The organism is Streptococcus sp. SS4, from assembly GCF_030440125.1.
In the GTDB taxonomy this organism is placed as follows: domain Bacteria; phylum Bacillota; class Bacilli; order Lactobacillales; family Streptococcaceae; genus Streptococcus.
Window position 1 is genome coordinate 1 of record NZ_JAQFJM010000006.1, and the last position, 12,382, is coordinate 12,382.

The 12,382-nt window shown below is 39.6% G+C and carries 9 protein-coding genes; 6 read left to right on the top strand and 3 right to left on the bottom strand.

What is annotated here, in order from left to right; translation table 11 throughout:
• Positions 1-267: 267 nt before the first annotated feature.
• Both PCY16_RS06000 and PCY16_RS06005 read right to left on the bottom strand, forming a co-directional pair.
• Complete coding sequence (locus PCY16_RS06000; RefSeq protein ID WP_060971790.1) at positions 268-816, bottom strand: DJ-1 family glyoxalase III; 549 nt, start codon at positions 814-816, stop codon at positions 268-270.
• Positions 817-948: 132 nt separating this feature from the next.
• Complete coding sequence (locus PCY16_RS06005; RefSeq protein ID WP_060971791.1) at positions 949-1,749, bottom strand: TraX family protein; 801 nt, start codon at positions 1,747-1,749, stop codon at positions 949-951.
• Between the two features lie 512 nt (positions 1,750-2,261).
• On the opposite strand from PCY16_RS06005, the gene PCY16_RS06010 reads away from it, so the two are divergent.
• The 3 genes from PCY16_RS06010 to PCY16_RS06020 all read left to right on the top strand — a co-directional run bounded on the left by PCY16_RS06010 (position 2,262) and on the right by PCY16_RS06020 (position 7,031).
• A complete protein-coding gene (locus PCY16_RS06010; RefSeq protein ID WP_037599888.1) occupies positions 2,262-3,920 on the top strand; it encodes an NFACT family protein in 1,659 nt (552 codons plus the stop codon).
• 175 nt (positions 3,921-4,095) lie between these two features.
• Entirely contained in the window at positions 4,096-5,640 is a 1,545-nt protein-coding gene (locus tag PCY16_RS06015; RefSeq protein ID WP_070577241.1) for a hypothetical protein, read from the top strand.
• A 50-nt stretch (positions 5,641-5,690) separates the two neighbouring features.
• Positions 5,691-7,031: an MATE family efflux transporter gene (locus PCY16_RS06020; protein ID WP_195413620.1), complete on the top strand. Its 1,341-nt coding sequence runs from the start codon at positions 5,691-5,693 to the stop codon at positions 7,029-7,031.
• 46 nt (positions 7,032-7,077) lie between these two features.
• Here the strand turns inward: PCY16_RS06020 and PCY16_RS06025 are convergent, their stop codons facing one another.
• The gene (locus tag PCY16_RS06025; protein ID WP_195413619.1) at positions 7,078-8,046 is read right to left on the bottom strand and encodes an ABC transporter substrate-binding protein; all 969 of its coding nucleotides are present in this window, start codon (positions 8,044-8,046) and stop codon (positions 7,078-7,080) included.
• A gap of 256 nt (positions 8,047-8,302) precedes the next feature.
• On the opposite strand from PCY16_RS06025, the gene PCY16_RS06030 reads away from it, so the two are divergent.
• The 3 genes from PCY16_RS06030 to PCY16_RS06040 all read left to right on the top strand — a co-directional run bounded on the left by PCY16_RS06030 (position 8,303) and on the right by PCY16_RS06040 (position 12,243).
• Positions 8,303-8,632 (top strand): LPXTG cell wall anchor domain-containing protein, encoded by a 330-nt coding sequence (locus tag PCY16_RS06030; protein WP_229056633.1) that lies wholly within the window; start codon positions 8,303-8,305, stop codon positions 8,630-8,632.
• 189 nt (positions 8,633-8,821) lie between these two features.
• On the top strand, positions 8,822-11,536 hold the full coding sequence (locus PCY16_RS06035) for a DEAD/DEAH box helicase family protein (protein ID WP_195413618.1): 2,715 nt from the start codon (positions 8,822-8,824) through the stop codon (positions 11,534-11,536).
• Positions 11,537-11,607: 71 nt separating this feature from the next.
• On the top strand, positions 11,608-12,243 hold the full coding sequence (locus PCY16_RS06040; RefSeq protein WP_073688903.1) for an HAD hydrolase-like protein: 636 nt from the start codon (positions 11,608-11,610) through the stop codon (positions 12,241-12,243).
• Positions 12,244-12,382 lie beyond the last annotated feature (139 nt).

The window sequence follows — 12,382 nt, forward strand, 5'->3', positions numbered from 1 at the left end:
CGGTTTTAAAAATTTTATCAACTTTAGGAAGCGTGTTTTCATCACTCTGAATATACAAAAAGAGAAGACCTATCTGGTCCTCTCTAGATGTTAGCTTTTCGTCACCCACTACAGTTGACAAAGAGCCATAAAATTAAGCTAAGGTCTCTCCAGCCTATAACTAGGCCCTCTGTTTGATACGTTCTCTATCATCTCATAGGGGAAAATAAATTGTCAACATTCCTAACAAGAGGTGCTAGAGTTCTTGAACAAGAGCCCTAAAAAACATTATTTAAACAATCTGTCGTAAACCATAGTATGAGCCAACTGCTGACCATCGCCACCCAACAGATCGACCAAGGCATAAGCAAAGGCTAATGCTGTTCCAGCACCACGGCTAGTGACAATATTACCATCAACAACTACCAAGTCAGTTTGATGCTCGCCAGATGCAATTTGTTCCTCTACGCCAGGAAAACATGTGAATTTACGCCCTTCAAGAAGACCAGCACGTTCGAGAACAATTGGTGCAGCACAAATAGCAGCAACGTATTTTCCAGCTTTTGCAGCCTCTTGAAGAGAGGCAATCAAAGTTTCGTTGTCGCGTAGATTAGTTGATCCAGGCATACCTCCAGGAAGGACCACCAAGTCATAATCCGCAAAATTGCCATCAAATACGCCATCCATCGCAACTTGAATCCCATGTGAGCCAGTCACTGACACATTTTCGAGTCCAAGCATGCTACAGTCAAATTCTGCTCGGCGAAAGACATCCACTGGGCTTAAGGCTTCGATTTCTTCAAATCCGTCCGCAAATACTACTGCTACTTTTGTCATGATATACCTCCAATTTACTTATCGCATGATTCTATTACGCCTTAAATTATAGCAGTTTTAGAAGCAGGAAACAAACTATAAAAACGGACTTTGAGCATGAAAAAAGACAGCACAAGGACTGTCTTTGTCATTTTATCTAAACAAACTTGCTAGGATCCACAAGAGATAAATATGGGCTGGGTAGAAAATATAGAAGAAATTCTTGTTACCACTACCACGCTCACCATTATAGAAATACATAGGAATCGCAGCAAAGACCATCATCCATTGCACACCCGTCGGATCAAAGAGATGGGCAATCACTGAAATAACAGCTAAGACAATGATTTGAGCAATGCGATTGGTACGGAAAATATAGAACAGCAAACCAAGAATAACCATCACAAAGCCACCCTCAACCATGATAATACTTGGAACAAGTGACAGGATAAAGGCAACAATCTGCACAAGGAGTGGGTTTGCATGTGGTGTTTCAAATATACCTGCAAGGATTACAACCGGAATGGATGATAGAATCGGCAAGAGAAAGACACCAATCCCTTGAATCAACTCCTTGTTCGATTTATCGCGAAGCCCCTTAGCCAACAAATCCCAAGAACAAATAAAAATCCCAGTAATAAAGAAGGTTGAAAAGGCATTGTTGGTTAAACCGATACTACCATTATGAAAAATACTACCAATGATGGCGTTGCCAATGATCATAAACCAACTCATGTAAAGCAGACGCCTGAGAAAAGCCATACGATCATGAGTGTAGTGAAAACTATCAGCAGCAAGAAAGAGGAAAATTGGGAAAGCCAGACGTCCCAACATCGTCAACCATATAGGTGCCCCCATACTCCCGAACATCTGATAGATTTGGTCCAAAAACATAAGTGCAACAGCTAGGTATTTCAAATTAGTCGCATTGCATATCTTTTTTATATCGTTCATTTAATGCTCCTTTAATTTTCAGCATATTAAATGATACCACAAGTTAGATGTAAATTCAAAGGTATTCATGATAATAAAAGCCATAACTTTTTAACAATTTTAGACAGACTATTTTATGATGAATAATTCACATTTTAATAATATCTTTAGTTCCTACTCCCCTCACCAAGCATTTCTACTCCCTTTATGCTATAATGGTTAGGCAATATTTACGTTCATAACGTATGCAAATTATTTATAAAAAACAAACAAAGCTAATAAACTCTGCAAGTTTTTGAAATATCTTTTTTGCGAGCAGAGCGAGCAATTAACCGAGACTTTCCGCCGTGTTAAAAGCGCCTGAAACTAAAAGGTTTCAGGCGCTCGGAATTTTTGAGACGCTAGGCTCAAAAATTAGTCACGGAACTTTGTAAAAGTTCGCTGACGTCCGCCAACACCTAAGGAAAGTCTCACAGAAAATTTTATTTTAAAAATAAAACAAGTATTATCAATAACAAGAAAGGAAGTACACCATGTCTTTTGACGGCTTTTTTCTTCATCATATGACCACTGAGCTACGTGAGCAAGTGCTTTACGGGCGTATCCAGAAGGTTAATCAGCCTTTTGAGCGTGAGTTGGTCTTGACCATTCGTAACAATCGTCAGAATTACAAGCTTCTGCTTTCGGCTCACCCTGTTTTTGGGCGTATTCAGACAACCAAGGCCGAGCTACCAAATCCGCAGAATCCAAACACCTATACCATGATTATGCGGAAATACCTTCAGGGAGCGGTTATCGAGGATATTCAGCAACTGGAAAACGACCGTGTCCTTGAAATTTCGGTCTCTAACAAAAACGAAATCGGTGATAGTGTTAAGGTTACTCTTGTTATGGAAATCATGGGGAAACACTCCAATATTATCCTAATTGACAAGAACGAAAGCAAAATCATTGAGTCTATCAAACACGTTGGTTTCTCACAAAATAGTTACCGAACAATTCTCCCTGGGTCTACCTATATTGCTCCTCCTAAGACGGACGCCAAGAATCCTTTTGACATTCCAGACGAAAAACTCTTTGAGATCCTACAAACTGAGGATTTGTCAGCTAAAAACCTTCAAAAACTTTTCCAAGGTTTGGGGCGTGACACGGCCAATGAATTATCAGCCTTACTGGATACTGATAAACTCAAGAATTTCCGTGCCTTCTTCAATCGTGAAGTAAAGCCAAACTTAACGGCTAAGGCATTTTCAGCTGTAAGATTCTCTGATAGTCAGGACCAACCTGAATTTGAGACCTTATCAGCCCTTTTGGATTACTACTACTTGGACAAGGCGGCGCGTGATCGTGTGGCACAACAGGCTAGTGATCTGATCCATCGTGTGCAAAATGAGCTGGAAAAAAACAAGAAGAAACTTGTTAAACAGGAAAAAGAGCTTGCAGCGACTGAAAATGCTGAGGAGTTCCGTCAAAAAGGGGAACTGTTGACCACCTACCTCAGCATGGTGCCAAATGACAAGGATAGTGTCGAGTTAGACAACTACTACACTGGTGAAAAGATTACGATTCCCCTAAATGTGGCTCTAACGCCTAACCAAAATGCGCAGCGTTACTTCAAGAAATACCAGAAGCTCAAGGAAGCTGTTAAGCACTTGACTGGTTTGATTGAGGAAACCAAACAGACCATTGATTATTTAGAAAGTGTTGAATTCAGTCTTTCTCAAGCCAATATGGATGAAATCGAGGATATTCGTGAGGAGCTTGTTCAGGCTGGGTTTATGAAGCGTCGTTCAACCGATAAACGTCACAAACGTAAGAAACCTGAACAATATCTGGCTTCTGATGGCAAGACAATTATCATGGTTGGTCGTAACAACCTACAAAATGAGGAGTTGACCTTCAAGATGGCTAAAAAAGGGGAGCTCTGGTTCCACGCCAAGGATATCCCAGGTAGTCACGTAGTTATCAAGGACAATCTTAACCCAACTGACGAGGTCAAGACGGATGCGGCTGAATTGGCAGCCTACTATTCTAAGGCTCGTCTATCAAACTTGGTTCAAGTGGATATGATTGATGTTAAGAAACTCAACAAGCCAACGGCAGGTAAGCCTGGATTTGTAACTTATACTGGGCAAAAGACCTTACGTGTCACACCGACTGAAGAAAAAATCGATAGCATGCGGATGAAGTAAACTTCTTTATAAAATCAAACTCTCTTGTTGCTGATACAAGAGAGTTTTTCTATGTCGTAAACTAAGTAGGTTAGTTTCAGAAATGAATGATATTTTCTTCTAGTTTTCATTACATTTTTCCGATGACTGTGCTAAACTATAAGGGTAATCACCTATATTAAAGGAGACTTTCAGTATGAAGGCTCTTATGTCATATACGAGTTTTGTTTTAGAATGGTTAGGTCGCTACGTGGGGCTCTTAGTCTTCGGGATATTATTTGTGACTGCTTTACTCATTCGCACGACCATGATGACTGGATACTTTGAGTGGGCAGAGATTAGTAGCGTCCCTTGGTATGTTTATGTTTCAGGTGGTGTCATTCTGCTTTTGACACTTCTCTGGCGCAAAATCTTAAAGGAACTGACAACAAAGCAGATTTTCATCTTTTTTTCCGTTTGCTTTATGATTTTTGGCCTACTTTTGATTTTTCTGACTAGTTTTGCTGGACGAGACGATGCAGGTACTGTCTTTAAAGGGGCGGTCCAGTTTAATGCTGGCAACTTCTCTCTGATTAAACCAGGAGCCTACTTCTACCGCTATCCTCATCAGTTGGGATTGCTTAGTTTTGAACGCCTGGTTCTCTATCTGATTCCTTTGCCGGTCATCTCGGTTTTCTATGTATTGAATCTTGGCATGGTCATTGGTATGAACTATGCGACTTGGAAAATCACGGATGAACTGTTTACGAAACCGTTAGTCAGTCGTTTGGCTGTCATCATGAGTTTTGGTTTTTTACCTCTAGTTTTCAACATTATGTTTGCTTACGGGCTCATGTATGGCTTGTTCTTCTCCAGTTTTGCTATTCTCTTCTTCCTACGTTACTTAAGGCGTGGTAAGGCTAGGAATGCGATTCTTTCGGTGGTTATGCTATCTTTGGCTTATTGGGTAAGGAGCAATAATATTATTCTCATTATTGCATTATCTGGTATTTTGATACTAATGACTCTCAGAGAGAAACGTTACCGCTATTTACTTTTGGTTTTGGCTTTCTTTGCCTTTCCGATGAGCTTGCATAAAGCGACAACCAGTTACTATGAGATTACCACTCATCAAAAAATATCTGGAACACCTCAAATTGCTTGGTTAGCCATGGGCTTGCAGGACAAACCCGATTCTAAACGGATGCCAGGATGGTATACTGGTTATGTCCGTGACATTTACGCTAAGAAAAAGGGCAATATCGAAAAGATTGAAAAAAGCGCCAATCATCTTTTTGATAAGCGTGTTCAATACCTCCTAGCACATCCCGATGAGGCCAGTTGGTTTTTCAGCACCAAGTTTATCAGCTCCTGGACAGAGGGAAGCTTCCAGTCCATCTGGAACGGTCCAAGTAAAGACAAGTTTCAGCCTTTGTGGAATAGGTTTGCGACCTCTATCTATCACGATGGGACCCTGCATCTCTTTTTTGTGACCTATATGCAAGGCTATCTCCTAGTCCTATATCTTGGTGGTGCGTTCTACTATGCTTTCACTTATAAACGAATGGGAGATGGAGCAACACTGGGCCTCTATGCCTTCCTCTATCTCTTCGGTGGTATCCTCTTTCACCTCATATCAGAGACTAAGAGCCAGTACACCCTACCTTACATTTACTTACAAATTCCAATGATTGCGGCGGGTTACAATCATATGACACAAATACTTAGCCGCTATCTAAAAAATATGCAAAAGTCATCCTAGGATGGCTTTTTAACATTGTTTCACAATTACAATCTTGCTATAATAAGTCTATGAAAAATGCGTCAGTTGATCTTTTACGAGGCCCAATTCTGAGGTCTCTTTTAATCTTTGCTCTACCAATTCTGATATCCAATATTTTCCAGCAACTCTACAATACTGCCGATGTCATGATTGTAGGTCGCTTTCTAGGTCCAGATGCCTTGGCTGCTGTAGGAGCTTCTTCTGCTATTTTTGATTTGGTTATCGGCTTTGCTCTTGGCGTTGGAAATGGTATGGGCGTTGTTATCGCGCGTTACTATGGTGCTCAAGACTACAGGAAACTTCGTCAGTCTGTGGCGGCCACTGTTGTCATCGGTCTAGGCTTAAGTGCCTTGGTTATGATTCTAGGACATTTTGGTCTCTATCCTTTGCTTAGATTTTTAGGAACGCCTTCTTCTATTATCGGGCAATCTTACCAGTATATTTCTATGATTGTTTCCTGTGTTGGAATAACTTTGGGTTATAATCTGTGTGCAGGACTCCTCAGAGCGGTTGGGGATAGTCTTACCGCCCTCTATTTTCTGATTTTTTCAGCACTAGTCAATATCGTTTTAGACCTTTTCTTTATTACACAACTTCATCTTGGTGTTCAATCAGCAGGCTTAGCGACAATTATCTCACAGGGACTTTCAGCTATCCTCTGTCTGTACTATATTAAGAAAAAAGTGACCTTCCTTCTACCAAGCAAGCCAGACTTTGTTCTTGATTCAAGTCTTTATTTGGACCTTTTTGGACAAGGAATGGCCATGGGACTTATGAATTCCATTGTTTCTATTGGTACAGTGACTTTGCAGTATGCCATTAACGGTTTTGGCCCTCTTATCATCAGTGCTCAGGTTGCAGCAAGGCGTATCATGTCTTTCGCTGTTCTCCCTTTGACCTCACTTGCTGCTGGGGTGACCACCTTCACCTCACAAAACTTCGGGGCCAAACAGTTTAAACGCATAGTGGCTGGTTTAAAACAATCTTGTCTTGTTTCTATCACTTGGTCTGTCATTGCTTGTGTCCTTCTCTATATAGCAAGTCCCTTTTTGGCTGGTTTTATCTCTGGTTCTGATAATGCTGTGATTATTGACAACGCCAGTCGCTACCTCCGTATCAGTTCTCTCTTTTATCCTATTTTGGGGATGCTCTTTATTTTCAGAAATAGTCTCCAAGGCCTAGGTAAAAAACTCACACCTTTAACCTCTAGTTTCATTGAGCTTTTTGGAAAAATTCTCTTTGTTCTTTTGGTTATTCCTTCTATGGGCTACCTTGGCGTTATCCTATGCGAGCCCTTGATTTGGATTCCCATGACCATTCAACTTTATTTTGCCTTGAAGAAACATATTCGACGCTTGTTTATCAGTTAGACTACTTTTGAACATAGAAAAAACGACCATCACGGTCGTTTTTAGTTTAATTTAATCCCCATTCATCAGAGATCTGTTTCATTATGGCCTTTTGGGAGACAATCCCAAAGCCCAGCATGTAGGTTGAGTAATCAGCATAAATTACCTTGTTATTTTGAACTGCCTTTAAGCTACTCCAGACAGGGTTATTTTTAAGTTTGTTTTCTAGGAGCTCTTGAGAATCTGCTTGAACAATCAGGAGGTCCGGATTAATGTCTTTTAGTTTATCTGGATCGATAACTTGGAACATATCATCTGGATTGAAGGTTTCAGCACGATTGAAATGATAAGTATCATACAAATAACCAAAATGCCCATAAGCGTAATAACGGATGTCATTGTCTGTCACGCGCAGGTACATGAGTTTTTGATTGCCAAACTTAGCTTTGACATTCTCTGCGAAAACAGCCTCCCTAGCATCCACTCTATCCAGGTCCTTCTTCATCTCATCACGTTTGTCGAAGATTTCTGCTACCTTTAATGAGGTTTCGTGATAGTCCCAGTTTTCATCAGTGTTGATCTGGTAGCCAACAGTTGGTGCAATTTCAGACAGCTCCTCGTAGAGGTCTTCCTGCTCGCCTGTCATAAGGATTAAATCTGGTTTTAACTCAGCAATCTTATCCAAATCTGGATTTCCCTGCCAACCAACTGAAACCACTTTTGCATCCTTGTATTGTTTCTTAAAGAGGGTTGAAAATTCTTGACTATTAGCTTGACCAGTTGTTGCACCTACAGGAGTGATATCTAAAGGATTCAAGATTTCACCATAGAGGTTGTCGAGGATAACAATACGTTTAGGAACTTTTTTCAACTTTGTCGTACCTAAATCATGAACAATCGTCTTCTCCTTAAAAGTTTGACTTGTATTATTTGACTCTGCATTATGTCCAGACGTCATGTCTGGCAAGTAATATAGTAAAAGACCAGATATGATGGCCAGAATAGCTAATAAATAAAGAAGATTTATTTTTTTCATGGCAACCCCTCGATAAGATCGGATTAAATCGTTACTTTAAAGTTATCTTAAAACTTCTTTAATGTCAATCTATGACTAAGATTTTTTGGAAGGAATTGAATATTTTTGATTCCTAAGAGGTATTATAGGAAATCAACTATAACCTTTGAGTAAAAAAACATCTATTTCTTTTTAAGAAGATATCTTCTAGGCTCTTGAAAAGTCAGATTATATCATCATCTATGAATATTTAACTTTTAAGTAAGAGATCTCTTTTTTGAACAAACAATTCTCAAACTACGTGATTGAAACTGTTCAAGAAGGACGTGTTTATCGTATTCAAACGGATACCTATGAAGTGATTGCTACGACTCACTTGGTTACTAAAGCAACTAGTCAGCCTGAACCGGTGCAACCAGCAACTCCAACTGTTCCAGGAAATGTATACTACGTTGAGGGTACAGTTTACGAGGCACCAACGCCATTGCAACCAACACATAAAGAACTCCCAGAAACAGGTTCTAGTCAATCTGCTGCTCTAGTTTCACTTGGTCTTATCAGTGCGGCACTCTGCCTAGGCATGGCAGTCAAACCAAAACGTAACTAACTCTTCGTTTACGTTAAAAACTTAATTATTGCGCCCCATGATTTACACTCCAAAAGCTCAATTTTGGGGTGTTTTTGGCTGTATATTTGAGACGTATATTATAAAAATATTACTATTCATGCTTATCCATATGGCCAGTTCTATCTATCTTCACTATGATATAATAGTTAGTAACATTGGAGGGAAATTATGTTAAATCAGCTTTCATTTAAGGGACAATGGCGACAGTACCAACAGCGTGTTCTCGATAAAGCCGAAAGTTTTATGGATGATGGAAAGATTCACTTGGTGGCTGCTCCTGGTTCTGGTAAAACAACCTTAGGAATTGAATTTATACAGCGTTTTGGTAATCCAACTTTAATTTTAGTTCCGACAGTTACCATCCGTCAACAATGGGTAAATCGGATTAAACAAGCTTTTTTAAGTGATGACAATCTAGTAGAACAACTCATTTCACAGGATTTAAAAAGGCCTAAAATGATTACGGTTGCGACCTATCAGGCACTGCACAGTGCTATGAACCAAGTCGTGGGCGATAGTCTTATTGAGGATACAGATGATGAGTCACAACAAGAGCATTTCGATTTTCAAGGTTTCGATATTCGAAAAACTTTTGGGGACCAAGATTTAGGGACTCTTTGTCTGGATGAATGCCATCATTTAAGAAATGAATGGTGGAAGAGTTTAGAGAGTTTTCATAAAGCTTTTCCAAATATAAAGATGATCTCTTTGACAGCAACACCCCCATACGAGGGAGAACCTGCACTTTGGGAACGTTATATAAGCATGTGTGGTGAGATTGATGAAGAAATTACAGTGCCTGAACTGGTTAAGGAAGGGACGCTCTGTCCTCACCAGGACTATGTCTACTTCGCCTTTCCAACTAAGGAAGAACGTGCACAATTGGACCAGTTTGATAAGCAGAAACTTAACTTTCTAACTAAATTGTCTAGAGATATAAACTTTTCGAACACTATTCAGTCTAGTCCAGCACTAAGTAGCCAAATTGGCTATGATGACCTATTGGCTAATCCTAAATACCTTGCCGCTACCCTGATTTTCTTACGGTCTAAAGAATTGCCTTTTCCTCAACGTTTTCAAGAACTTCTCTCTGCAAAAACCTTGCCAACTTTTACGCTTGAGTGGTTTGAAACCTTGCTTAATGGCGTGATTTTCCAGGTCCCAAATTGGTATGGATTTACCGAGGAAGCCTTTAATCAGCTAAAGAGTGATTTGAAAGCAAATGGTCTTATCGAGAGAAATCAAGTTAAACTTATCCGGAATAAGAAGCAAGATGTCCTGCTTAATCAATCATTGGGAAAACTCAATGCTGTTAGAGATATTTTTAAGGCAGAATACCATTCTCTAGGAAATAATCTCCGTCAACTTGTTTTGACAGACTTTATACGTAAGGATTTTCAAATTCATCTAGGCGATAACAGTGCACAATTTACCCAACTAGGTGTGTTATCTTACTTTGAATCTATTCGTAGAGAAATGATTGAACAGTCTTGGACAGTACCTGTGGCTGTATTGACAGGAAGTTTAGTGATTATTCCAACTTCAGCTAAAGAACATCTAGAGCGACTCATTCCTAATTCTCGTTTATCCTATGATGTTATTGGACAATTGAGCCAAGAAGACTATCTTAAGGTGAGAGTTTCTGGTTCTCACCATAATCTAGTGACTGCCCTTACTCAGCTTTTCCAAGAAGGGCATATTCAGGTGATTATTGGGACCAAGTCTTTATTGGGCGAAGGTTGGGATGCCCCTTGTGTTAACTCCCTTATTTTAGCTAGTTTTGTTGGAAGCTTTATGCTAAGTAATCAGATGCGAGGCCGTGCCATCCGTGTCTGGCCAGACAATCCTAATAAAACCAGTAATATCTGGCATTTGGTTTCTATTAATTTATCACCTAGGAGATGGTTTGATTTTCAAGATGAGAAAGAAAAATACGATGAGACATTAGAGCTGCAGTTGTATGCACTTAGTCCTGACTTAGATTTGTTAGATCGGCGTATGACACAGTTTCTGGGCCTCCATTATCAAGAGCCTACTATCGAATCTGGTATTGATCGCCTTGACCTCAATCAAATAACTTTTAGCCGAAAGGGTCTAGAAAAGCTTAATCAAAATGCCATTACACTATCTCAAAAACGTCAGGAGCTTAAAGACCGTTGGCAACAAGCCCTCCCGCTATACGAAGAAATGGAAGTGGTCAACCAAGTTGAGGTCGACAAACAATTTCTACCGTTGGTATACCTTAATGATTGGATGAAGGCCTTTCTTATTTCCCAAGCCCTTGCTGCCACTTATTTTATCATTGATGTGACAAGATACTTTATTGTTGGAAAGCCGTTTGTTCATAGTCTACCAATACTTCTACTTGCTCTTCTTCTACTAGCTGTCTTCTGGGGAAGATATTTTATCTATAAGAGCCCCTATAATCGTTTGGAAATTTTTGGTAAAGCTATCCACCAAGCCCTGCTGGATTCAGGTCAGATTGAGACTAAAGAGTCTGCTCCTAGAGTGGTAAAAGATAGTAAACAGGCGATTTATAACGCTATCTATCTCAAGGGTGCTAGCATGAGGGAAAAAGAAATTTTTTCTCAGGCGATAACTGAATTTTTTGCTCCTATCGAAAATCAACGCTATATTTTAAAGGCTTGTCACAAAGTGAAGGACCAAACCGAATTTTTTGCCGTTCCAAGTATGTTTGAAAAGCGAAAGGCAGATGCAGAGTCTTTCCTCCGACAAATACAAAAAAGCCTAGGAAAATATGATCTTATTTATACGCGAAGTGTTCAAGGACGTCCAATTCTCCTAGAAGCCCGCATCAAGGCACTTGGAAATAAGCAAGAACGAACAGTTACACATAAAAAAGTCATGTCAACTTTAGAATGATAAATAGCCTTACCACTTTAACCGTTTTTATCATGATATAATAAACCAAAGAGAATATATTGGAGAATTCTATGACACTCACACATATTTTTTTCGACCTAGATGGTACCCTCGTTGATAGTTCTGAGGGTATTCACAATGGTTTTGTTCAAACTTTTGAAAGACTAGGCCTTCCTGTTCCTAGTGATCAGAAAATTCGTACCTTTATGGGACCACCTCTCGAGGTTACCTTTAAACAAGAGGTTAGTAAAGAAGGTGCTGCCAAAGCTGTCAAGATTTATCGTGACTATTATGAGACCAAAGGACAATTGGAAGCTCACCTCTATGATGGCATTAAGGAAGTTCTTGAACAACTTAGTAAAGACCCTAACAAGAAAATCTTTATCACAACTTCAAAAAATGAACCCATTGCCCTAGAAATGTGCCAACACCTTGGGATTACTGAATATTTTGAAGGTATTTATGGATCTACCCCTGCTGCTTTTCATAAGGCTGATGTCTTGCAGCGTGCCATTACTGAAAATCAATCCCCTAAAGACCAGTCCGTCATTGTTGGTGATACCAAGTTTGATTTGATTGGTGGAAAAACAGTTGGCATCAAAACAATAGCGGTGACCTGGGGATTTGGGACAAACGAGACCCTCTTGGCAGAAAATCCTGATTTCGTAGCTGATACTCCCCAAGAACTTTGGGATATTTTGAGATAAAGCTTGGAAAACGAAAAGAGCAAGATTCTTTAATCATGCTCTTTTTGTCGCTTGTCATCAAGAAAATCTTGCCAAAGCCTTTTAAAATCATCTTTAATAAATTAAAAACCGGTAGTGGTCTCAAATAACATTCATTTTA